Source organism: Pseudarthrobacter sp. 1C304 (assembly GCF_052245515.1).
GTDB lineage: Bacteria > Actinomycetota > Actinomycetes > Actinomycetales > Micrococcaceae > Arthrobacter.
In genome coordinates this window covers 680,245-703,488 of record NZ_JBQQCH010000002.1, presented here as the reverse complement: position 1 = coordinate 703,488, position 23,244 = coordinate 680,245, and the positions used below count along the sequence as shown (strand labels likewise).

Sequence of the window (23,244 nt, the reverse complement as noted above, 5' to 3'; positions counted from 1 at the left end):
GGGTGGTCCGGGAAACCGAGAGCTAGCCTGCCTGGTCAGCCGACGGACAGGTCGGAGCCCTCCTCGGAGGTCGAGAGCATCAGCACTTGGCAGACCGGGGTCCAGCCGAGGTGTGAGTAAAGCTTCTGCCCGTCGAGGGAGGCGAGGAGCAGCCCGGTGTCCACGTCGTGCTCAAACGCCTGGGCGGCGAGGGCCCGCATGATGAAGCTGCCCAGGCCGCGGCGCTTGTATCCCGGCTCGGTGACGATCTTGTCGAAGATTGCCGTGTGGTCGGCCACGAACACCCGCCCGCTGGCTGCCAGCTCGTCCCCGGCGTAGACCATGGCGTGGTGGACGCCGTCAGTCCGCGAAGGCACCCACCGGAGGTCGTCGTCCGGCAGCCAGGGATCCTCGGAGTCCTGGGTCTCCATGTCCACGATCATCATGGTCTGCGAGGCCGACGTGACGTTGAGGCCGTGCTGCTGGGCGAGGAACGTGTACTTCCCGGTGTCGTTGGTCAGGACGGTGAGGACCCGGGCCGGCACCTCCGCAGTGGTGGCCGCCAGAGCAGCGAACTCCGCCTCGGACGGATCATGGGCGAAATACTCCCATTCGTGGGTCGTGTCCGCCCTGAACGCCGCCGGGAAACGGCCCTCCCGGCGGACCTCATAACCCCGGCAGCCAGCCCAGCCGGTGACCCAGATCTCCAGCAGGTGCGTGGTGTCTTCAACCATGGCCTCAAGACTCATGTGATGAGAGTATTCCCGTCCCGCCGCAAGCAACAGGGGCCGGGTGGGGGAACCGGCCGTGCTTACGCAATTGTGACCGGACGAACCTGCCGGCGCCCGGCCGGAGCCGGCCCGGGTGCGGACCGCGCAGCCCTGCCCGGCAGGCCACCGGCCGGGCCCGCCCGGTACCCTTTAACCGTGGCTTTGAACAGAATTGTGCTCTTTTACGGCTTTACCCCGCTCGCCGACCCGGAGGCGATCCGGCTCTGGCAGCGTGCCCTGTGCGAAAAGCTCGGGCTGACCGGCCGCATCATCATCTCCAAGGACGGCATCAATGCGACCGTCGGCGGTGAGCTGAACGCGGTCAAGCAGTACGTGAAGACCACACGGGAATACAAGGGCTTCCACGGCATCGACGTGAAGTGGTCCGAGGGCAGCGCCGCGGACTTCCCCCGGCTGAGCGTCAAAGTACGCGACGAAGTGGTGTCCTTTGGTGCCCCGGGCGAGCTCAAGGTCGATGCCGGCGGCGTCGTGGGCGGCGGAAAGCACCTCAAGCCGGAGGAGCTCCACCAGCTGGTGGAATCGCGGAAGGCGTCCGGCGAGGACGTGGTCTTCTTCGACGGCCGCAACGGCTTCGAGGCACAGGTCGGCAAGTTCAAGGACGCTGTTGTTCCGGACGTCGCCACCACCCATGACTTCATCAGGGAACTCGACTCCGGCAAATATGACGGGCTCAAGGACAAGCCGGTGGTCACCTACTGCACCGGAGGCATCCGCTGCGAGGTACTGTCCAGCCTCATGGTGAACCGTGGTTTCAAAGAGGTGTACCAGCTCGACGGCGGGATCGTCCGCTACGGCGAAACCTTCAAGGACCAGGGCCTCTGGGAGGGCTCCCTCTACGTGTTCGACAAGCGCATGCATCTGGAGTTCAGCGACGAAGCGAAGACCATCGGCGAATGCGTCCGCTGCTCGGCGCCAACGAGCAAGTTTGAGAACTGCTCCAACCTTTCCTGCCGCACGCTGACGCTGTACTGCCGGGACTGCGCGGCCAGCCCGGAGACGTTGCGCTGCCCGGGCGGTTGCGCCGCCTGACCGGGCGCGTCAGATCCGGCCCACCCGGTAGGCGAAGTTGGCGCCTCTCCGGGCTTCGACCTTGATCTGCAGCACCACGCCGTCCGGCAGATAGACCACGTTTACCCGTGAGGTCCCGCACCGCAGGTTCAGGTCCACCAGTTCAATGTCGCCGTGGCTGATGCTGAAGGACACCCGCCGCGGGCTCCTGCAGGCCAGGGTCAGGGCGTAACTGCCGGCGGGCAGGCTGGCGGTGTTCTCCTCATGGTCCTCTCCGGCCGCCAGGACGCCGTAGTTGGTGTGGAAAACCTGCTCCCCGGTGTCCGGGAGCGCCTCCGTGGCCCACGCGTCCAGTTCTGCGCCGGAGACGGGCTGGTTCAGCCGGGGGTCCGGCGTCAGCGCCGCATCGGTGAACGTCGGGGCAGCTGTTGGTTCGGTCGCGGTGGCGAAACCGTCGTCGTATTCGTACGCGCAGCCGGCCAGGCCGGTTCCCAGCGCCAGCCCAAGGACGATCGCCGCGGCGCAAACCGCGGGGATCCGGGGAACGCCCGACGTCGGCAGAGTGGGCATACGCTGACTTTAAGCCCGCCGATGCGCATGCGCCAGAGTCCGACGGCGGGCAGAGGGACCCCTGCCCGTCTACGTCCCCGGACCCCTGAAGCCGATGCGGATCTCTGCGACGGTGCCTGTTCCGGAGCCGCGGGCACCGTCGCCATACCGGATCAGGTGGGCCGAGACGGTCCCTGGCTCCAGGTCAACCAGCGCCTCGGTCAAGATGCCGCAGTCGATGCTGCGCTCCAGAAGTGTGCCGCCCCCGCGGGCTCCCTGGGTGACGGACAGGTGCGCATCCGGTGCCCCGACGCAGGCTACGGTGACCTTGTACTGGCCGGCCTTCCTAATGGGGCCGGACGTCGAGAGTCCTCCGCCGGGGGTGTCGCCGATCCCGCCCGATCCGCCGAACAGGAAATCCTCCGTCATCCCGTCGAGGACCGTCCTGAACTCAAGGAGATTGCGGGTTTCCGCGGCAACGACTTCCGGGTCCCGGGTCGGCAGCGGAACCCTGGCCGGGTGCGAACGAGCGGGGGTGCTGGAAACGGCTGGCATCGTCCCGACGTCGTCTGCGTATTGGCAGCCGGCCAGCCCGGCGGCGACGGCGGCCACCACCAAGAGCGCGGCGGTTCGGCGCGTCCGGTGCATACCCCCAGTAGCAAACATGTTGCGAGCCTAACGGCCGGGGCCGCGGGCGCAAGTCACACGGGCGCAAGTCACGCGGGCGCGTTCGGGCCTGGCAGCTATGCCGCGGGCGCCAGCTGGTAGGCGTAGATCAGCGGGGCATCGACGCTTGAGGCGCTGATCCGGAGCGTTCCGGCGGTGGGGACCTTGATGCGTGCGGTCTCGCGGCTTCCGTTACAGGCCGCCCCGGGCTCGCCCAGCCGGGCATCGTCCAACGTGACCTCGAAAAATGCCTTGCCGCCGCCGTCGCAGGTAATGGTCAGGACATAGGTGCCCGGGGCAATCTCCGGCGCGGTCTTGACGATTGGATCGCGGTTGAGGATCTTTCCCGCGTCCTCGAACACCACCCCGCCGGCTGAGGGAAGCGCTGTTGCTTTCCATGCCGGCACGTCGGCGGATTCGACGGAACCGGCCGGGGAGCATGCCGCGGCGGCCAGGACGACGGCGGCGCCCGCCGCGATGCCGCGGGCGCGCCGCCGAAGGGTCCCGGCGCGGGTGGGGCTCAAGGGGAAGAACATCCCTCCAACTTACCGTTGTTGCGGGGCCAGTCCGGCCGGCGTCAGGCGCCCTGCCCCGCACTGAGCTCAAGGACCAGGCCCCGGTGCAACGCGAGATACACCCGGTCGCGCAGGACGTTGGCCTCCCCGTCGGTCAGTGTCCGGTCCAGCGGCTGCAGGACCAGCCGCAGCAGGACATTCACCTCGGTGGGAGCGAGCCGGAGCCGGTGGACGGCGGCGGTTGGAAGCCCCGACGCGGGCGTGACGGACCTGACCTCCAGTGCTGCCAGCAGCTCGGACTCCGGTCCGAGGGCGGTCCGTGCCCGGTCGCCCAGCAGTTCGACGTCGGCCTCTGCGGCGGAGCGGAGGACCAGGGACAGGTCGCGCCGGACCTCCGGCATGGCCGACACCGGACGGTAGGGGTGCAGGTCCAGCATCTGGTCCTGGATGGCGGGCATTTCCGAGCGCAGGAGCCGGATGTCCCGGATGCCTTTGCGCAGCATGAGGGCCCGGTCCAGGCCCAGCCCCAGAGCGAGGCCGGCCCAGCGGCGCGGATCCAGACCGGAGCCGCGGAGGACCTGCGCGGCGACCAGGCCGCATTCGGCCAGTTCCAGCCATTCCCGGCTGCCGTCCGGCTGGGTCACCAGCACGTCGAGCTGCCGGCCTGTGTCCGTGTAACTGTGGGACGCGGGGGTGGCGCGCCACTCCAGGGCAGGGTGGGCGGACGCGGGGAGAACGGCCTCCACTACAGCCGCCATCATCTGGTCCAGCTCGGCGGCACCGAGCAGGCCGCGCGCCTTGAGCCGCCACAGGTCCACCTGGTGCGGGGCGCCGACGTGGGTGCGGTCGATCGAATCGCGCCGGTACACCAGGCCCGGCAGCGCGTGCAGCCGGTCGTAGTGCCCCATCTCCGGGCGCAGGGAGTCCAAGAGGGCCGGTACGCCTGCCGACGTGTGGCTCCGCAGCATCACCGTGGGGCTGACGTGGCGGGAGTAGCGCGAATCGCGGGTGACGTCGTCGGGGGAGTAGCCCAGCCGGTCGTAGTTGTCGGCGGTCGCGACGAGCGGGCTGAGCCGGTGGGTGTCCACGCCGATGCCCCAGAGTTTTTCCAGGGCCAACGTGATCTCCGCCAGCAGCAGGGACATCGCGTGGGGACCCTGGGCGGGGTCGGACAAATCGCGGAGCGCCAGGGCGGTCTGCAGCTCGGAGGGGGTCAGATAGTTCTTCATCAGGGGTCCTTTGTAGTCAGTGCGGGAGGGGAGCTTCACCCTCAGCCGCTGCACCGGACGGACCCCGGCGGCTGCAGTTATGCGCGCGGCAAGAAGCCCGTGCGGCCGGAAAGCGGCCGAGGGCTGGTAAATCGCTGCTGCATGCGCATACGGCCATGGTACTGCAGGCGGCCCACATCCTCGCCAGGACGCCGGGCCCGCGCTTGACCTTGACGCAACGTCAACCTCTAGCATCGAACTATGGCCCGCAAGGGGCCGGCGGCGGAATGGAGGCAGGAACGTGGAATGGTCCGTGCAGCAGACGGCCAGGAACGCCGGCACCACCAGCCGGACCCTGCGCCACTACGACGACATCGGGCTGCTGAAACCCAGCCGCACCGGCGGGAACGGCTACCGGTTCTACGGCCGGGACGCGCTGGTGCGGCTGCAGCGCATCCTGCTCCTGCGGGACCTGGGACTCAGCCTTCCGGCCATCGCGGAGGTCCTTGACCACGAGCCAGATGCCGCCCGGGCGCTGGGCCGCCACCTCGAGTGGCTGCGGCAGGAACAGGACAGGCTTGCGCGGCAGATCGCCGCGATCCGGCGGACGCTTGAAGGACTGGCAGAAGGAGGAGAAATCATGGCGGAAGAGATGTTCGACGGATTCGACCACACCCAATACAAGGACGAGGTGGAGGAGCGCTGGGGCAAGGAGGCCTACGCCAGCAGCGACGCCTGGTGGCGCGGGATGGGCCCGGCCGAGAAGGTCGCCTGGCAGCAGCGGTCCCGGCAGCTGGGCAGCGACTGGATCGCCGCCGCCGAATCGGGCGCCGCGGCGGACAGCCCCGAGGCGCAGGAGCTGGCCCGGCGGCACGTCGCCTGGCTTACCGGAATCCCCGGCACACCGGCCGCCGCGCCGGGCAGCAGCGGTGACGTGAAGGCCTACGTCACCGGGCTCGCCGAGATGTACGTCGAGGACCCGCGGTTCGCCGCCAACTACGGCGGGGAAGCCGGGGCCGTGTTTGTCCGCGACGCCCTGCGGATCTACGCAGCCAGGCACCTCTAGGGCCGGCCCCCGTCACCGCCGCGGGCCGGGACTAAGCTGGTCCGGTGACTCCCTCAACGCATTTCACGGCCGGCAACACCCCCGATGCGCCCCGCAGCGACCTCCCCGGCCACCTGGATTCGCTGGCCGCGGACCTGCGCCGCATCGGCTACACCGTTGACGGCGTCGCCGCGCTCCTCGGCCCGGCCGCCCACAGCGCCTTGGCCCGCGACCAACTCGTCCCCGCGCTGATCGCAACGGAGGCCGCAGGCGAAGCGGCGAGCCGCCAGAGTCAGACCACGACGGCGGCGCTCGCCGCCGTCGTGCGCCTCTGGCTGCTGGCCGAACCGCAGCCCGCTGCCGCACTCGACGCCGCGCTGCCCGGTATCCGGACCGAGGGCCTGCTGGAACTGGGCCTCGTGGATCCGGCCGCCGACGGCCGGATCGAGGCGAAGGTAGATTTGCGGCCGTACGGCTGGGAGGGAAATTCTGACGGCAGCGGCGGGGCGGAGCTCTGGGTGGCCAGCGACCTGGCCGCCCACCAGCGCCCCGGTGTGCTGCGCCATGACCATGTGCTGGGGATCGGCCAGGCCTCCACCACCCTGGTGCAGGTCACGGCCCGCCGGCACGTGGCAACGGCCCTGGACCTCGGCACCGGCTGCGGCATCCAAACCTTCCACCTGCTGCACCACGCCGAGCACGTCACCGCCACCGATATCTCCGCCCGGGCCCTCGCCTTCACCCGCTTCAACCTGCTGCTCAACGCCGGCCAGTTGCACCTGGACCCGGCGGCCCTGGAATCCCGCGTGAGCCTGCGCCTGGGCTCCCTGCTGGACCCGGTGGCGGGCGAGGAGTTTGAGTTGGTGGTTTCCAATCCGCCGTTCGTCATCACGCCGCGCCGGCTCGGCGAGGCCGCCGCGGACCAGTTCACCTACCGCGACGGCGGCCTGCCGGGCGATGAGATCGTCGCGTCGCTGGTCCGGGCCCTGCCCTCGGTCCTCACCCCGGGCGGAACAGCCCAGCTTTTGGGGAACTGGGAGATCCCGGCGGACGCTGACTGGGCTGCACGCCCGCAAAGCTGGGCCGGTCCGGACACGGACGTGTGGCTGATCCAGCGCGAGCAGGTCACCCCGGAGCAGTATGCCGAGACCTGGCTGCAGGACGCGTCCACGGCCCGCGACCGGACGCTTTATCAGGAGTCCTACGCCGCCTACCTGGACGATTTCGCGGCCCGCAACGTCGGGTCAATCGGCTTCGGGATGATCTGGCTGCGGCGGCCTGTGGGCGGCCCGGTGCTGCGGCGCTTCGAGGAGATCACTTATCCGATCGAGCAGCCCGTCGGCCCGCACCTGGGCGCCGCCGTCGAACGTGCCGACTGGCTGGCCAGCCACGAGGTGGCGGACGCGCACCTGGTGGTGGCCGAGGACGTCACCGAGGAGCGGCACCAGCGCCCGGGGGCCGAACACCCCGGCGTCATCCTGCTGCGCGAAGGTGCGGGCCTCCGGCGCACCAACCTGCTGAGCACCGAACTGGCCGGTTTTGTCTCAGCGTGCGACGGCGACCTGTCCGCCGGGCAGATCATCGGTGCCCTCGAGGCGTTGCTGGGCGGTGGAGAGGGCTGGGACGCCGAAGCTTTCCGTGCTGGGCTCCTCACCGAGGTGGGGAACCTGGTCCGAGACGGCTTCCTGCTGCCCGCCTGAGACGGCCGGTACAGCGAGTCCCGCCGCGGGACCCGCCGCGCCCGCGCTGCCGAACCTCGGCAGGACATACGCGGCGACAGCCAGCGCCACCAGGACCCCGCACACTCCGGTGAGCAGGAAACTGGTGCGGATGGGCAGCAGCGCTCCGAGCAGTCCGCCCAGGGCCAGCGCCCCGATGGAGACGGCCCGGGTCATGCCCCCGATGATCGCCATCGCCTGGCCCCGCCCGCTCTCCGGGATCCGCAGGATCGCGATCGCCCCGAAGCAGGCGTTGAGCACGCCGCACGCCGCCCCCATGGCGGTGTAGGCCACAAACAGCAGCTCTATGCTCGGCACCAGAGCCATGATCCCCAGGAAGGCGGAAGTGAGGGCCATCGCGGCCAGCAGTGCGCGCAGCCGGGCCGGCGCCGTCCTGATCCGGCCGGCCAGCGAGGCGCCCACCGCCATGCCGAGGCCAAACGACGCCGCCAGCAGTCCGTACTGGGTTTCGCTGGCACCCAGCTCGTCGCGGGCCAGGAAGACCTCCAGGACGTTGGTCGCCTCGCCGACGGTAATGAAGAACAGGGCGCCCAGCACCAGGGCCCAGACCAGGCTGTCGCGGCGGATCAGGCGCAGCCCGTCCAGCAGGGCGGGCTTGTCCTTGCCGGCCCGCTCTGCGGCAGTGCCGCGGCGGGTCCGGATGAGCAGGGCGCCGGCGCCCATGGCCAGGTAGCAGCCGCTGGCCACGGCAAACACCAGGCCGGATCCGCCCCACCCGCTGAGCAGCCCGCCCGCGGCCGGGCCCACCATGCTGGCGACCATGATGGTGGCCTGCATGGTGCCCAACGCCCGCGGGGTCCGTTCCTCGCCCACGATCCGCGGCAGGAGGGCCTGCCAGGTGGGCCCGGCCACGGCCTGGGCGGTATCGAGGAGGAAGGTCATGGCGAACAGCACCGGCAGGTAATTGTCCAGAAACTGCATGCCCAGCCCCATGCCTGCGACCGCCGCGGCGCTGACCACGGATGACGCCGTCGCCAGCGTCCGGGAATCGTGGGTGTCCGCCAGCCGGCCGGCCCACGGCGCCAGCAGCACCAGGGGGAGCGCCGAGCAGAACAGGTAGGCCGCCACCAGCCAGGGGCCGGCGACGGCGGTCTGCCCGGCCGCGGCGAGGTTCTGCAGGTGCAGCATAACGCTGACGATGACGGCTCCCATGCCTGCCGTGGCAGAAAAACGGGCGCTGCTGGCGAGGAGGAAATCGCGGTTCCGCCAGAGGGGCTGCTCGGCCCGGGACTCACCCGGCAAAGTGTGAAGGACCTGTTTCATAATAGGCAAACTACGCCCCGCCGGAATCCAATGTCAAGCATTTCTTTCATAGTTTGGCGGTGCTCGATAGACTGGAGGGGTGAACGCAGAATCCTCCCCGGCGGAGCCGCCGGTTGCGCCGGCCGCCAAGCGCCGGCAGCGCCCGGAAAAGAAAGTGGAAATCACCGACCCGAAGGCGATCCGGGCGCTGGCCCATGCCGCCCGGCTGGAAGTCATTTCCGAACTGTATTCAACCCAGGTGAGCCGGACGGCCACCGAGCTTGCGGCGCAGACAGGCCTCACCCCGAGTGCCATGAGCTACCACCTGCGCGCCCTGCAGAAGTGGGGCATTGTGGTCCCGGCGCCCACGGCCGGCGATGCCCGGGAGCGCCGCTGGAAAGCCGCGGGCACCGACTTCACCATCAATTCGGGCGGGGGAGTGGCGAGCCCGGAGTTCGCCGTCCTGGACCTTGAGCTGGACGCCTACCGCCGGCGCGTCAACGCCTACGCCAAGGACCGCGACGAGCGGCGCCAGCGCGGCGAGGCCGGGGACGTCTCGTCCGTGGTGCTGGCCAGCAACCTGCTGTACCTGACCCCGGACCAGCGGGCCGAGCTGAACAACCGGCTCTTCGACCTGCTGCGGGACTATGAGCTGGAGGACCCGGACCACGTCCCCGAAGGCGCGGAGCGCATGGCTACCATGTGGTCGATGATCCCGGATGACCGCGGCAAGGCGCCGGCGTCCTGACGCTTTGCCCTCGGCGTGCGGGGCGGACCCCGCTGGCAGCCGGAAGGCCGGGGCGGAGGTGGTAAGCCCTCGCCCCGGCCTTCGGGTTACGCCGGATATTGCCTAGTGCTGGCCGAGGCTGCCGCCGGCCGGCGGCACCGTGCCGGGGCCGCCCTCGGTCCGTGCCCTGCGTTCGGCCTCGCTCGCGGTGTCGCTGAGGGCGGTCTCGTCGGAATCGCCCTCCATGTCAACCAGGCCGTTCGTCTGGTCGAAGGGTTTCGCGGCGGGGCGGGTGCCCGCGACGCCGGCGGTGCCGGTTGGCTCCGGGGCCTCGTCCGGGAAGACGCTTCCGGCGGTGCCGGTTGGCGGGACCGCCGAGGTGGTTCCGGGGCGCGGGGTGGCCGGAGGCGCAACAGGCGCATCGGTTGTCGCCGCGTCGCCGTCGGAGCGCTTGCTCCCGGACGCCGCCGCCACTCCGGCGACCGCCGCAGCCGCAACGCCGACGCCGGCAATCACCTTGCCGGAGACCCCGGCCTTGCCGCTGTCGCCGCGTGAAGCGGCCGCGTCGCCGACGTCGGGGGTTCCCGCGGGTACGCCCCCGCCCACGGTTCCGCGCCACGCTCCGGTCGCGTAGCCCTCATCCTCGATAAACGCCTTGAACCGCTCAAGGTCGCTCTCCGCCTGCTTTTCGACGACATTGAGCTTGTCGCCAATCTTTTCGACCATACCTTCGGGCTCGTAGTCGAGAGAGAGCTGCACCGATGTCTGGCCGCCGCCGAGGTCCTCAAACGTGACGGACCCGGCGTTGGTTGCACCCTCCGTTGCCGCCCAGGCCACCTTCTGGTCAGGTACCTGCTGCAGAATCCGGGCCTGCCACTGCCTGCGGACGCCGGCGATCTCCGCCGTCCACTCCAGCTTCTCGTCACTGAGCTGCTTGACACTCTTCACGCCGCCCATGAAGTGCGGGAACTCCTCGAACTGCGTCCACTGGTTATAAGCGACGCTGACGGGGACGTTCACCAAAATGCGCTTTTCAACCTTGGTGCTCACGATTTCTCCTTTGATTGGATCGGGGATCAACAAGGGCTGATTATTCATCAGTAGGCTTACTATATCTGCCAGTCGCGGGTCCGGCTAGGGTGTGGTCCGCGGGAAGTTGCGGGCCCGAATGGGCGGGAAACCTCAAAATATGGTGAACTAGGCGGGTATGGGCGCATCTGCCCGAAAAACCTTTTTCTGTAGGAGCACCGTGCCAAGCAAGGCCAAAACCGGTAAGAAACTCGTGATTGTGGAGTCTCCGGCCAAGAGCAAGACCATCGCCAAGTACCTGGGCGAGGGCTTCATCGTTGAGGCCTCCATTGGTCACATCCGCGACCTCCCGCAGCCGTCAGAACTCCCCGCGGAACTGAAGAAGACCCCGGTGGGCAAGTTCGCCGTCGACATCGACAACGATTTCAAGCCTTACTACGTGGTGTCCCCGGACAAGAAGAAAAAGGTCGCCGAACTCAAGGCCCAGCTCAAAGACGCTGACGCTCTTTATCTCGCAACCGATGGGGACCGCGAGGGCGAGGCCATCGCGTGGCACCTGCTGGAAGTCCTCAAGCCCAAGGTCCCGGTCTACCGGATGACCTTCGGAGAAATCACCAAGGAAGCCATCCACCGCGCCATGGACAACCTGCGCGACGTCGACCAGGACCTGGTGGACGCGCAGGAGACCCGCCGCGTGTTGGACCGCCTCTACGGCTACGAGATCTCCCCGGTGCTGTGGCGCAAAGTGGCCCGCGGCCTGTCCGCCGGCCGCGTGCAGTCCGTGGTGACCCGCATGGTGGTGGACCGCGAACGCGAGCGGATGGCCTTCAAAGCGGCCTCCTACTGGGACCTGACCGGACAGTTCGGCGCGGACTCCGGCTCCTTCAAAGCGAAACTGGCCATGGTCGACGGCGCCAAGGTGGCCAGCGGCCGCGACTTCAACGACAACGGCGAGCTCACATCCCGCAATGTGGTGCACCTCGACGAGGAACTCGCCTCGGCCCTGGCAGCGGGCCTGCAGAACGCCGACTTCAAGGTCCGTTCCGTCGACACCAAGCCGTACACGCGGCGCCCGGCCGCTCCGTTCACCACCTCGACGCTGCAGCAGGAGGCCGGCCGCAAGCTGCGCTTCTCCTCCAAGAGCACCATGCAGGTGGCGCAGCGGCTCTACGAAAACGGCTACATCACCTATATGCGTACCGACTCCTCCGCGCTGAGCAACGAGGCCGTCACGGCCGCGCGGCGCCAGGCCTCGGAGCTGTACGGCCCCGAGTACGTTCCCGCGTCCCCGCGCGTGTACAGCGGCAAAGCCGCCAACGCGCAGGAGGCCCACGAGGCCATCCGCCCCGCCGGGGATTCCTTCCGCACGCCGGCGCAGGTGGCCAAGCAGCTCTCCGGCGACGAGTTCCGCCTCTACGAACTCATCTGGAAGCGCACCGTCGCCTCGCAGATGGCCGATGCGAAGGGCTCCACCGCCACGATCCGCCTCGGTGCGGTCACCTCGGGCGGCGCTGCCGCCGGCCGGGACGCGGAATTCTCCGCCTCCGGCACCGTCATCACCTTCCCCGGCTTCCTCGCCGCCTACGAAGAAGGCAAGGATGAGAGCCGCGGCGACGACGAGTCCGACGAGGCCCGCCGGCTGCCCAACGTGGCCAAGGACGACGCACTCACGGCCTCGGACATCGTCGCCGTCGGGCACGAGACCTCCCCGCCGCCGCGCTACACGGAAGCGTCGCTGACGGCGGAACTGGAAAAGCGGGGCATCGGGCGCCCGTCCACCTACGCCTCCACCATCTCCACCATCCAGGACCGCGGCTACGTCCGGAAGCAGGGCTCCGCGCTGGTGCCGAGCTGGATCGCGTTCTCCGTGATCCGGCTGCTGGAACAGCACTTCCACGACTACGTCGACTACGACTTCACGGCCGACATGGAAGCGGACCTGGACAAGATCGCCAACGGCCAGGAGGCCGGCCCCGCCTGGCTCAAGCACTTCTACTTCGGCGAGGATTCCGAACCCGGGCTGCTGAGCATCGTCAACAACCTCGGCGAGATCGACGCCCGCGAAATCAACTCCATCCCGATCACCGAAGGCATCACGCTGCGCGTCGGCAAGTTCGGGCCGTACCTGGAGAGCTCCATCCCGACTGTGGATCCGAAGACCGGCGAAGTGGTGGAGTCCGCCCGCGCCAACGTCCCCGAGGACCTGGCACCGGACGAGCTGACCGCGGCCAAGGCCGTGGAACTGATGGAGACGGCGGCCCCGGAAGAGCGCGTGCTCGGTACGGACCCGCACACCGGGCACACCGTCGTCGCCAAGAACGGCCGCTACGGCGCCTACGTCACCGAGGTCATTCCCGAGATGACCGAGGAACAGCTGGCCAGCCAGCCGGTGGAGTACTACAAGAACGGCAAGCCGAAGCCGCCGAAGAAGCCCGTGAAGGCCAAACCCCGCACCGGCTCCCTGTTCGCCTCGATGAGCGTGGACACCGTCACCCTGGACGAGGCCCTGCAGCTCATGAGCCTGCCCCGGGTCCTCGGCCAGGACGCCGAAGGCAACCCCATCACGGTGCAGAACGGCCGCTTCGGGCCCTACCTGAAGAAGGGCACGGACTCCCGGTCCATCGGTTCGGAAGAGGAAATCTTCACGATCACGCTGGAGCAGGCGCTGGAGATCTACTCCCAGCCGAAGCAGCGCGGCGCCCGCGCCGCCGTCCCGCCGCTGGCCGAGTTCGGCCCGGACCCGGTCTCGGAGAAGAACATCGTGGTGAAGGAAGGCCGGTTCGGCCCGTACATCACCGACGGCGTCACCAACATCACCGTGCCGCGCACCACCTCGCTGGAGGAGCTCACCCGCGAACAGGCCGTCGAGCTGCTCGCCGAGAAGCGTGCCAAGGGCCCGGTCAAGCGCAAGGCCCCGGCCCGCAAAGCCCCCGCCCGCAAGGCCGCCGCCAAGAAGTAAGCGGGCGCGCCGACGTCGCCGGCACCCTGCGAAATCGCCGGAATTTTCCGGCGGTTTCGCGGGTGTCCGGCGATTTCGCGTTTGCGGACCCGCGCGCAACGTGGTCGAGTAGAGACATGACTGAACAGCCCGATCACTTGGACCTCCAGCCGCTGAACGACCTTGAAGAGAAGCTTGCCCGGGGGGAGCAGCCGGACGCCAACCCCGTTGACGTCATCCTCGCTTTCCTCAACAGCGAGGTGTACATCGTCAGCTCAGACACCGTGGACGGCGTCGATTCCCAGGTGGAGCCGCTGGTGCTGGCGAACTCCGCAGGAAACCCCGTCCTGGCCGTCTTCTCCCACCCGAGCCGCGTTGCGGAGCAGTACCTGGAGGCCGCCCCCAACGTGCTGGGCACCCAGGGCGCCGTGATCCTGGGCAACCTCGGCGACGAACTCGGCATGGTCATCAACCCGGGCGCAGCCTTCGGCTTCGAGATCGACCCGGAAGGCGTGGCGAACATCCGCCGCGACTTCAAGCCGGCCGACGAGGCCGCCTCCGGCGACAGCCAGCCCTGAGCTGAAGACGCGGGCGCGGCCCGTTAGGCGGGCCGCGCTCCCGGGGGAATAATGTCACTATGCGTCTAGGCGTCCTTGATATTGGATCCAACACTGTCCACCTGCTGCTGGTGGACGCCCACCCGGGGGCGCAGCCTGTGCCGTTCGCCTCGCACAAACGCCCGCTGTCGCTGGTGCAGTTCCTGGAACCCGACGGCAGCATCAACGACGACGGGCAGCACGAGCTGACCGAGTTCGTCCTCGAGGCCTGGGAGTTCGCCGCCAAGCATAAGGCCGAGGACCTGCTGGCGTTCTGCACCTCCGCGATCCGTGAGGCCGCCAACGGTCCTGCCGTGCTGGCCCGGGTCAAGCATGAGACCACCGTGACGCTCCAGGAACTGACCGGCAGCGAAGAGGCCTCGATGACCTTCTTCGCCGTCAGGCGCTGGTACGGGTGGGGCGCCGGCCCCATCCTGAACCTGGACATCGGCGGCGGTTCGTTTGAAATGGCCTACGGGGAGGACGAACTCCCGGAACTGGCGACGTCGGTCCCGCTCGGCGCGAGCCGGCTCACGCGGGACTGGCTGGCGGGGGACCCGCCGTCGGCCAAAAGCGTCAAGGAGCTGCGCCGCTACATCCGGAGCACCCTCAAGCCGGTGGTGCGGGACTTCGAGAAGCTCGCCAAGGTCAACCATGTGGCCGGCACGTCGAAAACCTTCCGGTCGCTGGCCCGCATCGCCGGGGCCGCGCCCAGCGGCGCCGGCCCCTACGTCAAGCGGGAACTCTTCGCGTCGGACCTGGGCCTGTGGGCGCAGCGCATCTCGGCCATGGAGGTTAAAGACCGGCTGAACCTGCCCGGGGTCTCCGAGGCGCGCGCACCCCAGCTGCTGGCGGGGGCCCTCGTGGCGGAAGCCGCCCTGGAACTGTTCGAATTCCCCAGCATGGAGATCTGCCCCTGGGCGCTCCGCGAAGGGCTGATTCTCCGCCGCCTGGACCAGCTGGTCTTCGAGGGGCCGCTGGACCCCGCACCCCACGTCACGGGCACCGGCCAGCCGGCAGATCCGCAGCTGCCCGACGGCGAGGCGGCGGCCGCGTCGGCCTGATCCCGTCGGACTGACGTCCGACGGCGGCCCGGAGCGTTAAACGACGAAGGCACCGGCCGTCTGCTGCGGGAAAATGGGGGGAAACCCGCTGCAGACCACCGGTGCCGGGCAGGCATCCGCATACCTGCCGCATCACTCGCACCCTCAATGAGGTAGTTACTACGCTAGGTCCCTAGTTTGTGAAGACCCTGACCTGAAGATGTGAGCTGGCTGTGAATCGGGCCCGACTGCAATGATGGGGGCATGAGCAACCGAATCGCATTCCTGGGCTGTGGATCAATGAACGAGGCCATCATGGGCGGGCTGATCGCCGGCGGCGCTGACCCGGCGGACATTGTCGCCACGGTCCGCCGGGCCGAGCGGGCCGCCGAGCTGGCCGAGAAACATCACGGCATCACGGCCATCGCGGGCGAGGAAGAGCCGGAGAACAACAAGCAGGCGGCCACCGGGTCCGGCGTCGTGATCCTGGGCGTTAAGCCCGTGGGCATCGCGGACCTGGCCCGCGAAATCGGCGGCTCGCTCGCGCCGGACACGATTGTCATCAGCGTCGCGGCCGCCGTCTCGCTGGAGCAGCTGGAAGCGGCGCTGCCCGACGGCCAGCCCGTGATCCGGACCATGCCGAACACTCCGGCGAGGCTGGGACGCGGCGTTGTGTCCGTGTCTCCCGGCACGCACTGCACCGCGGCCCAGCTCCAGCGCGCCAAGGACGTCCTGGCCCCCGCGGGCACCGTCGTCGAAATTCCCGAGCACCAGGTGGACGCGCTGTCCGCGGTCAGCGGCTCCGGCCCGGCGTACGCGTTCTACCTGGCCGAGGCGATGGCGGCGGCCGGCGTCGAACTGGGCCTGGACCCTGAGCTGTCCCTGCTGATCGCGCGCGAAACCGTCGCCGGGGCGGGTTTTATGCTGGCGGAGCCGGGCGCGGATCCCGCCGCGCTGCGCAAGGCCGTCACCAGCCCCAACGGCACCACCGAGCGCGCCATCGCCACCTTCGACGCGCGGGGCCTCCCCGGGATCATTGCCGAGGGCGCCCGCGCCGCGGCGGACCGGGCCGCGGAGATCACCAAACAGCTGACCTGAGCACCGCGGGTGCACGCCATGACGGGGGACCGGGCCGGGTGGCAGGATAGGACCCATGGAACTGCACATCACAGGGGACCCCGCGGCGGACAAACTGCTGGGCGACGACGCGTTCGCCCTGCTCACCGGCATGCTGCTTGACCAGCAAGTGACCATGGAATCGGCCTTCGCCGGTCCCGAAAAGATCCGCACGCGCATCGGGTCCATGGACCCCGCCGCGATCGCCGGATACGATCCGCAGGCGTTCGTCGAGGTGTTCAGGGAGAGCCCTGCCGTGCACCGGTTCCCCGGATCCATGGCCGGCAGGGTCCAGGCCCTCGCAGAGACGGTGCACCGTGACTGGAACGGGGACGCGGCGGCCATCTGGACGCAGGGGGACCCTGACGGGCAGGAGGTGCTGCGCCGGCTCAAGGCGCTGCCGGGATTCGGCGAGCAGAAGGCGAAGATCTTCCTGGCCCTGCTGGGCAAGCAGTGCGGGCTCCAGGCCGAGGGCTGGCGGGGGGCCGCCGGGCACTACGGCCAGAAGGACGCGTTCCTGTCCGTCGCCGACATTGTGGATCCCGAGTCGCTGGCAAAGGTGCGGGCCAGCAAGCAGGCGGCCAAGGCCGCCGCGAAGGCGGCGAAAGCCGGGGCCTGACCCCGCGGCAACCGCCGCGACGCGCAATGCACCCTGCGACGCGCAACCGTCCCCACGCCGCGCCAACTACTCCATGACGCGCTAAAGCCCTGACGCTACCGGAATACGGCCGCGTCAGGGCTTTAGCGCGTCGCCACGCGTAACCAGCCGCGCAAGGTCCATCCGCGAGCCGCTACGGGCGGGCGGCGAACCTCTCCAGCAGGTCCACGTGCCCGGAAACAATGAGCATGTCCCGTGCGGACACCTTCGTTTCCGGCCGGGCGTAGGTGAAGTCCTCGCCCGGGGACTTCACACCCACAATGGTGACGCCGTACTTGGACCGGACCTTGGATTCGTCCAAGGTGAAGCCCACGGTCTCGCGCGGCGGGTACATCTTCACGATCGCGAAGTCGTCGTCGAACTCGATGAAGTCCAGCATGCGTCCGGACACCAGGTGCGCGGCGCGGACACCGGCGTCGGCCTCCGGGTAAATCACGTGGTTGGCGCCGATCCGGGTGAGGATCTTGCCGTGCGAGGGCGTGATGGCCTTGACCCAGAGGTGCTCGATGCCAAGGTCCACCAGGTTCACCGTGATCAGCACCGAGGACTCAATCGACGTGCCCACGCCCACGACGGCGGAGCTGAACTCCTGCGCGCCGAGCTGGCGGAGCGCATCGATGTTGGTGGCGTCCGCCTCCACCACGTGGGTCAGGGTGCTGGACCACTTCTGCACCAGGTTCCGGTCGCGTTCGATGGCCAGCACCTCGCGGCCCTGCTTGACCAGCTGTTCAGCCGTGGATGCGCCAAAGCGGCCCAACCCGATCACCAGGACGGGGGCGTTGTGGGCGGGCCGGTTGACGGCGCCTGAGGAACTAGCCAATGATCGGTCTCTCTTCCGGGTAGTGGTACAGCTGGCTGCGCTGGCGCAGCGCCAGGGCGGCGGCGAGGGTGACGGTTCCGACGCGCCCGGCAAACATGAGCGCGGTAAGGACGTAAACGCCCGACGGCGGCAGCTCGGCGCTGAGGTTCGTGCTGAGGCCGCAGGTGGCGAAGGCGGAGATCGTCTCGAAGAGCACCCGGTCCATGGACTCGCCGCTGATGTGGAGCAGCAGGAGGGCCGAGACTGCGACGAGGGTGGCGCCGGCGACGATCACCGAGATGGCCACGCGCATGGTGCCCTCGGGGATGGTGCGGCCGTAGACCTTCACATCGGAGTCGCCGCGGGCCTCGGCGGCGATGGCCAGGAACATCACCGCGATGGTGGTCACCTTGATGCCGCCCGCCGTCGACGCCGACCCTCCGCCGGCGAACATCAGCGCGTCGGTCAGGAGCATGGTGGTGGATTCCATCTGGTTCTGGTCCACCAGGTTGAAGCCGCCGGAGCGGGTCATCACGGATGCGAAGAGCGAATGGATGATCTTGTCCGCGTCATTCATCCCGCCGATGGTGCGCACGTTCTCCCACTCCATCAGGCCCCACAGCACGGTCCCGGAAACCAGCAGAATCAGTGAGACCTGGATGGTCAGCTTGGTGTGGAGGTTCCACTTCTTCCAGTTCAGCCCGTTCTGCTGGAGCACCATCACCACAGGGAAGCCCAGGCTGCCCAGGAAAACGCCGACCATCAGCGGGACGAGGATCCACAGATCGGTCTCGTAGGGGACGATGCCGTCCGAGTGCGGGGTGAAACCGGCGTTGTTGAAGGATGAAATGGCGTAGAACACCCCGTGCCAGACGGACTGGCCGAAACTCTCGCCCAGCATCAGGAACCGCGGAATCAGCGCCACCGCCAGCGCGGCCTCGATCACCACGGAGGTCACGATGACGATTCGCAGCAGGGTGCCCACCTCGCCGAGGCGGCCGGCGTTCATGGCCTCCTGGGCGATCAGCTTGCCGCGGACCCCCAGTTTTTTGCTCACCATGAGGGCCAGCAGCGAGGCCAGGGTCAGGGTGCCCAGGCCGCCGACGAAGATGCCAACCAGGATGACCAGCTGGCCGAAGAAGGACCAGTGCACCGCGGTGGACACCACGGTCAGGCCGGTGACACAGACGGCCGACACCGCGGTAAACATCGCCTGGTGCAGCGGCGTGAAGTCCCCCGTTGCGGAGGACACCGGAAGGGACAGCAGCGCGGTGAACACCAGGACCACCATGCCGAACGCGGTCAGGGCCAGCCGGGCCGGGGAGCTGTTGGCGATACTGTCGATGAAATCGCGGAGGCGTGTGAAGATCCACAGGCCTTCCCGCTCCGGAGTGCCGGGGTGCCAGTTGGCCGGGCGCCGTGACCTCGACTGGCTCTGCGTCATGTGCGACATTTCCTTGCTAGAAACTGTTTCCTTCAGTAGTAAACCACTAAACCCCGCGCAATGACGGGGGAGGTGGCCGCCGGGCTCGGGTAGCCTGTGATTGATGACATACCTGCCGGGGCTTGCACAGACCGCACTGCCGACGACGGTGGTGTGGGACCCTGCCATGACCGCCTACAACTTCGGCCACAGCCACCCCATGGCCCCGGAACGGATGGAGCTCACCGCCCGGCTGGCCGGAAGTCTCGGCCTGCTGGACCTGGAGCACGTTTCGGTTGCGGCCCCGGAGGTCGCCAGCGACGCGGAGCTGTGCACCGTCCACAGCCCGGACTTCGTCGCGGCCGTGCGGCGGGTGAGCGCGGACCCCGGAACCCCGGACCTTGACCGGGGGCTGGGGACCGAGGATGACCCTGCCTTCGCCGGCATGCACGAGGCGAGCGCCCGCCTGGCCGGCGGTTCCCTTCTCGCCGCTGCCGCCATCCTGGACGGCAGCGCCGTGCGGGCGGTGAACTTCGGCGGGGGCATGCACCATGCGGCCCGGGAGCGCGCGAGCGGGTTCTGTATCTACAACGACGCCGCCCTCGCCATTCAGCGGCTGCTCGACGGCGGTGTGCAGCGGGTGGCGTACATCGACATCGACGCCCACCACGGCGACGGAACCCAGAGCATCTTCTGGGACGATCCGCGGGTCCTCACGATTTCCCTGCACGAGACCGGGCTGACCCTCTTCCCCGGCACGGGGTACGCCAATGAGATCGGCGGGCCCAACGCACAAGGCAGCGCTGTGAACGTGGCTCTGCCGGCCGGCACCGGGGACGGCGGGTGGCTCCGCGCCTTCCACGCCGTGGTGCCGCAGCTCGTCGAGGCCTTCGGGCCGGAGGTGATCGTGAGCCAGCACGGCTGCGACTCGCACCGGCTGGATCCGCTGACGCATCTCAACATCAGCGTCGACGGCCAGCGGGAGGCGGCCACGGCCATTGGAAACCTCGCCGCACGTTTCTGCGAGAACCGCTGGATCTCCACCGGCGGCGGGGGCTACAACGTCATCACCGTGGTGCCCCGGGCGTGGAGCCACCTGATCGCGATCGCGGCCGGCCGGCCCGTGCCGCTGCGCACGCCCGTGCCGGAGGACTGGCGCAGCTACGTCACGGAAAAGTACGGGCCAAAATACGGGGTGGCACCGCCGGAAATGATGGGCGACGACGTCGACCTGTGGTGGCGCTCCTGGGAAGTCGGCTTCGACCCGAACGACGAAGTGGACCGCACCGTGATGGCCACCCGCAAGGAAATCTTCCCGCTCTACGGCTTGGACCCCTGGTTCGACTAGCCGGCCGTGGCGGCTATCCGGCCGCGGACGGCTGGGACGTGGGCTTCTCGGTCTGGAACACCACCCCGGCCGCGCCGATGATCCAGCCCAGCAGCGAGAGGGAAAACGCCCCGATCAGGTCGGTGGAGGCGGTGCCCTTCACGAGCCACACTCCGAGCACCAGCAGCCCGATCACTAGGTACACCATCAGCGCCGTGATGACCCGGCCGGAGAGTTTTGTGGTGATCCCGCCAGCGTCGAAGATGCCTTCGCTGGCCTGTCCGGCGGTTTTCCCGGAGCCGGACTGTTCCTCCCGGCGCACCTCGGCCATGGTGAAGCCGAGTGCCGAGGCAGTCAGTGAGCTCAGCGACGTCGACAGTGCCCCGGCTGCGCAGACCACCGCGCCGTTCAGCTTGGGCGCAGTGCCGGGAACCTCCGGGATGAACACCCAGACCTGGATCAGCACGTTGCCCCAGACAATCACGAACAGCGCCAGGAACACGGCAGCGATGATGTTGAACAGCTGTTTCCGGAAGAAATCCCCCATGGCGGTCCACTCCTCTGCGTCGGTAGGCTGCGGCCTCACCTGCCGGGAAGGCGGTGCGTCCGTTCTAGCACCGCGCCCGGGACGGGGCAATGCCCGGCGGCTCCGGTCAGGCGGCGCGACTTGTGGATGCCATCCGGCGTATATGTCGCTACTGTGGAGGGCATGGTGACAGACGACGTATTTGCCGTCATTGCTGAGGCAACCCGGCGTGACATTCTGGTATCCCTCCGCAAGGGGGACAAAGCAGTGGGGGAACTGGTCCAGGAGCTCGACGCCAGCCAGCCCACCATTTCCAAACACCTGAAAGTACTCCGCGAAGCGGACCTCGTGAGCATGCGCGCGCAGGGCCAGAAGCGCTACTACGCGCTCAACCCCAAGCCGCTGGCCGGGGTGGCCAGCTGGCTGGAGACGTTCGACGTCGGGCAGTCCGCGGTGCCGGCCCCCGCAGCTGCCCCTGCCCCCGCACCTGCCGCTGCACCCGCCCGCGACCCCGAGCCGGCACCGGCGCGGTCCGCCGAACCCGTTCTCCAGCCTGTCCCGGACACCCTGGCGGCCGCAGCCACCACGGCGGCCCCGCCGCCGGCCGAGCCTGCCGCAGTGCTCGCGGAACGGCCCGCCGGCAGCCCCCTGAGCCCCGCCGTCGTGCTCCCGGTCGGCACGGCGGGCGACGACAAAATGCCGCAGCAGATCGGCCGCACCGTGGGACGGGCCGCCACACGCGCCGCCGACCTCCTGGCCAGCCTGCCCAAGTTCGGCCGCAAAAAGTAGCCGCAAGCATCCCCGGCGCGCTAGCGCCCCGCGCCGTCCCGGATGTGGCCTGCGCCACGCCCTTTCTGTCACACGGGGCGTCCTCCGCCGCCCGAATGGAAATCCCTTCCGCCCCGGTGCAACCATGGAAAGGCTTGTTTGGTGCGCCCAATGGTGGGCGCTGAGGTGGAGGAGTTGCAATGGACGCACGGCTGGAAGCCATCCGGGACACAGTGCTGGCGCGGAATCCCGGTGAGGATGAGTTCCACCAGGCCGTCACCGAGGTCTTCGAAAGCCTGGGCCCGGTGCACGACCGGCACCCGGAGTTCCTTGAAGGCGCCGTCCTGGAGCGGCTCTGCGAACCTGAACGCCAGATCATCTTCCGTGTCCCGTGGGCCGACGACTCCGGCCGCTTCCAGATCAACCGCGGCTTCCGGGTGGAGTTCAACTCGGCCCTGGGCCCCTACAAGGGCGGCCTCCGGTTCCACCCGTCGGTGAACCTGGGCATCGTGAAGTTCCTCGGCTTCGAACAGATCTTCAAAAACGCCCTGACGGGCATGCCGATCGGCGGCGGCAAGGGCGGCTCCGACTTTGACCCGCGCGGACGGTCCGACGCCGAGATCATGCGCTTCTGCCAGGCCTTTATGACCGAGCTGTACCGCCACATCGGCGAGTACACGGACGTGCCGGCGGGGGACATCGGCGTCGGCGGCCGGGAGATCGGGTACCTCTTCGGGCAGTACAAACGGATCACCAACCGCTACGAATCCGGCGTCCTGACCGGCAAGGGCATCTCCTGGGGCGGCTCGCTGGTGCGGCCCGAGGCCACCGGCTTCGGCACCGTGATCTTTGCCGAGGAAATGCTCAAGACCCGCGGCCTGTCCTTCGACGGCCAGCGCGTGGTGGTCTCCGGCTCCGGCAACGTCGCCATCAACGCCATCGCCAAGGCCCAGGCCCTGGGCGCCACCGTGGTGGCCTGCTCGGATTCCTCCGGCTACATCGTGGACGAGGCCGGGATCGACGTCGGCCTGCTCCGCCAGATCAAGGAAGTCGAACGCGGGCGGCTCAAGGACTACGAGGCCCGCCGCCCCAATGTCACCTACGTGGACGGCGGCTCCGTCTGGGACGTGGACGCCACCGTTGCCCTGCCGTGTGCCACGCAGAACGAGCTCGACGGCGGCGCGGCCGCCCGGCTGGTCCGCAACGGGCTGCTCGCAGTGGGGGAGGGCGCCAACATGCCCTCGACCCGCGACGCCGTCGCGGTTTTCCAGGACGCCGGGATCCTGTTCGGCCCGGGGAAGGCTGCCAATGCCGGCGGCGTGGCGACGTCCGCGCTGGAAATGCAGCAGAACGCCAGCCGCGATTCCTGGTCCTTCGCGCACACCGAGGGACGGCTCACCGAGATCATGGTCGGTATCCACGACCGCTGCGCCGCCACCGCGGACGAGTACGGGGACCCGGGGAACTACGTGCTGGGCGCGAACATCGGGGGCTTCGTCAAAGTGGCCGACGCGATGCTCGCCCAGGGCCTCATCTAGGCCAGCGACCGTCC

The 23,244-nt window shown here is 68.8% G+C and carries 21 protein-coding genes and 1 pseudogene; 12 read left to right on the top strand and 10 right to left on the bottom strand.

Annotation, left to right across the window (positions count from 1 at the left end; all coding sequences use genetic code 11):
- Nucleotides 1–35: 35 nt before the first annotated feature.
- The gene (locus ACTWQD_RS07335) at nt 36–728 is read right to left on the bottom strand and encodes a GNAT family N-acetyltransferase (protein WP_443195481.1); all 693 of its coding nucleotides are present in this window, start codon (nt 726–728) and stop codon (nt 36–38) included.
- Nucleotides 729–905: 177 nt separating this feature from the next.
- Here ACTWQD_RS07335 and trhO point away from each other — a divergent pair, with 177 nt between their 5' ends.
- Nucleotides 906–1,799 carry an oxygen-dependent tRNA uridine(34) hydroxylase TrhO gene (gene trhO, locus ACTWQD_RS07330; RefSeq protein ID WP_443195480.1) on the top strand — a complete coding sequence of 298 codons (894 nt, stop codon included), beginning with the start codon at nt 906–908 and terminating at the stop codon, nt 1,797–1,799.
- A 9-nt stretch (nt 1,800–1,808) separates the two neighbouring features.
- On the opposite strand, the gene ACTWQD_RS07325 is transcribed toward trhO, so the two are convergent.
- From ACTWQD_RS07325 to srmL, 4 genes are all read right to left on the bottom strand, one after another.
- Nucleotides 1,809–2,348, bottom strand: coding sequence for a DUF6023 family protein (locus ACTWQD_RS07325; RefSeq protein ID WP_443195479.1), 540 nt, complete (start codon nt 2,346–2,348; stop codon nt 1,809–1,811).
- Between the two features lie 69 nt (nt 2,349–2,417).
- Nucleotides 2,418–2,993 (bottom strand): hypothetical protein, encoded by a 576-nt coding sequence (locus tag ACTWQD_RS07320; RefSeq protein ID WP_443195478.1) that lies wholly within the window; start codon nt 2,991–2,993, stop codon nt 2,418–2,420.
- A 77-nt stretch (nt 2,994–3,070) separates the two neighbouring features.
- Nucleotides 3,071–3,529 (bottom strand): hypothetical protein, encoded by a 459-nt coding sequence (locus ACTWQD_RS07315; protein ID WP_443195477.1) that lies wholly within the window; start codon nt 3,527–3,529, stop codon nt 3,071–3,073.
- A gap of 41 nt (nt 3,530–3,570) precedes the next feature.
- Nucleotides 3,571–4,737 (bottom strand): PheS-related mystery ligase SrmL, encoded by a 1,167-nt coding sequence (srmL, locus tag ACTWQD_RS07310; protein ID WP_443195476.1) that lies wholly within the window; start codon nt 4,735–4,737, stop codon nt 3,571–3,573.
- A gap of 280 nt (nt 4,738–5,017) precedes the next feature.
- On the opposite strand from srmL, the gene ACTWQD_RS07305 reads away from it, so the two are divergent.
- On the top strand, nt 5,018–5,782 hold the full coding sequence (locus ACTWQD_RS07305; protein WP_443195475.1) for a MerR family transcriptional regulator: 765 nt from the start codon (nt 5,018–5,020) through the stop codon (nt 5,780–5,782).
- Nucleotides 5,783–5,826: 44 nt separating this feature from the next.
- Nucleotides 5,827–7,461, top strand: a complete 1,635-nt coding sequence (locus tag ACTWQD_RS07300; protein ID WP_443195474.1) for a DUF7059 domain-containing protein — start codon at nt 5,827–5,829, stop codon at nt 7,459–7,461.
- Nucleotides 7,462–7,506: 45 nt separating this feature from the next.
- On the opposite strand, the pseudogene ACTWQD_RS07295 reads toward ACTWQD_RS07300, so the two are convergent.
- A pseudogene (locus ACTWQD_RS07295) lies at nt 7,507–8,652 on the bottom strand (MFS transporter); the annotation flags it as partial.
- 190 nt (nt 8,653–8,842) lie between these two features.
- Here ACTWQD_RS07295 and ACTWQD_RS07290 point away from each other — a divergent pair.
- Nucleotides 8,843–9,490: an ArsR/SmtB family transcription factor gene (locus ACTWQD_RS07290; protein WP_443195473.1), complete on the top strand. Its 648-nt coding sequence runs from the start codon at nt 8,843–8,845 to the stop codon at nt 9,488–9,490.
- 102 nt (nt 9,491–9,592) lie between these two features.
- Here ACTWQD_RS07290 and ACTWQD_RS07285 read toward each other — a convergent pair whose 3' ends face one another.
- Complete coding sequence (locus ACTWQD_RS07285; RefSeq protein WP_443195472.1) at nt 9,593–10,519, bottom strand: SRPBCC family protein; 927 nt, start codon at nt 10,517–10,519, stop codon at nt 9,593–9,595.
- A 199-nt stretch (nt 10,520–10,718) separates the two neighbouring features.
- Between ACTWQD_RS07285 and topA the strand changes: the two genes are divergently transcribed.
- The 5 genes from topA to ACTWQD_RS07260 all read left to right on the top strand — a co-directional run bounded on the left by topA (nt 10,719) and on the right by ACTWQD_RS07260 (nt 16,810).
- Nucleotides 10,719–13,457, top strand: coding sequence for a type I DNA topoisomerase (gene topA / locus ACTWQD_RS07280; RefSeq protein WP_443195471.1), 2,739 nt, complete (start codon nt 10,719–10,721; stop codon nt 13,455–13,457).
- A 116-nt stretch (nt 13,458–13,573) separates the two neighbouring features.
- Nucleotides 13,574–14,014 carry an SseB family protein gene (locus tag ACTWQD_RS07275; RefSeq protein WP_443195470.1) on the top strand — a complete coding sequence of 147 codons (441 nt, stop codon included), beginning with the start codon at nt 13,574–13,576 and terminating at the stop codon, nt 14,012–14,014.
- 59 nt (nt 14,015–14,073) lie between these two features.
- Nucleotides 14,074–15,096, top strand: a complete 1,023-nt coding sequence (locus ACTWQD_RS07270; RefSeq protein WP_443195469.1) for a Ppx/GppA phosphatase family protein — start codon at nt 14,074–14,076, stop codon at nt 15,094–15,096.
- A 243-nt stretch (nt 15,097–15,339) separates the two neighbouring features.
- Nucleotides 15,340–16,173 carry a pyrroline-5-carboxylate reductase gene (gene proC, locus ACTWQD_RS07265; RefSeq protein WP_443195468.1) on the top strand — a complete coding sequence of 278 codons (834 nt, stop codon included), beginning with the start codon at nt 15,340–15,342 and terminating at the stop codon, nt 16,171–16,173.
- A gap of 55 nt (nt 16,174–16,228) precedes the next feature.
- Nucleotides 16,229–16,810, top strand: a complete 582-nt coding sequence (locus ACTWQD_RS07260) for an HhH-GPD-type base excision DNA repair protein (RefSeq protein WP_443195467.1) — start codon at nt 16,229–16,231, stop codon at nt 16,808–16,810.
- Between the two features lie 172 nt (nt 16,811–16,982).
- Here ACTWQD_RS07260 and ACTWQD_RS07255 read toward each other — a convergent pair whose 3' ends face one another.
- Both ACTWQD_RS07255 and ACTWQD_RS07250 read right to left on the bottom strand, forming a co-directional pair.
- Complete coding sequence (locus ACTWQD_RS07255) at nt 16,983–17,669, bottom strand: potassium channel family protein (protein WP_443195466.1); 687 nt, start codon at nt 17,667–17,669, stop codon at nt 16,983–16,985.
- Nucleotides 17,662–19,092, bottom strand: coding sequence for a TrkH family potassium uptake protein (locus ACTWQD_RS07250; RefSeq protein ID WP_443195465.1), 1,431 nt, complete (start codon nt 19,090–19,092; stop codon nt 17,662–17,664). The genes ACTWQD_RS07255 and ACTWQD_RS07250 overlap by 8 nt, the downstream gene beginning before the upstream one ends.
- Before the next feature lie 103 nt (nt 19,093–19,195).
- On the opposite strand from ACTWQD_RS07250, the gene ACTWQD_RS07245 reads away from it, so the two are divergent.
- Nucleotides 19,196–20,419 (top strand): acetoin utilization protein AcuC, encoded by a 1,224-nt coding sequence (locus ACTWQD_RS07245; protein ID WP_443195464.1) that lies wholly within the window; start codon nt 19,196–19,198, stop codon nt 20,417–20,419.
- A gap of 13 nt (nt 20,420–20,432) precedes the next feature.
- Here ACTWQD_RS07245 and ACTWQD_RS07240 read toward each other — a convergent pair whose 3' ends face one another.
- A complete protein-coding gene (locus ACTWQD_RS07240) occupies nt 20,433–20,945 on the bottom strand; it encodes a hypothetical protein (RefSeq protein ID WP_443195463.1) in 513 nt (170 codons plus the stop codon).
- A 162-nt stretch (nt 20,946–21,107) separates the two neighbouring features.
- Here ACTWQD_RS07240 and ACTWQD_RS07235 point away from each other — a divergent pair, with 162 nt between their 5' ends.
- Both ACTWQD_RS07235 and gdhA read left to right on the top strand, forming a co-directional pair.
- Nucleotides 21,108–21,713, top strand: coding sequence for an ArsR/SmtB family transcription factor (locus ACTWQD_RS07235; protein ID WP_443195462.1), 606 nt, complete (start codon nt 21,108–21,110; stop codon nt 21,711–21,713).
- A gap of 179 nt (nt 21,714–21,892) precedes the next feature.
- Nucleotides 21,893–23,230, top strand: coding sequence for an NADP-specific glutamate dehydrogenase (gene gdhA / locus ACTWQD_RS07230; RefSeq protein WP_443195461.1), 1,338 nt, complete (start codon nt 21,893–21,895; stop codon nt 23,228–23,230).
- Nucleotides 23,231–23,244 lie beyond the last annotated feature (14 nt).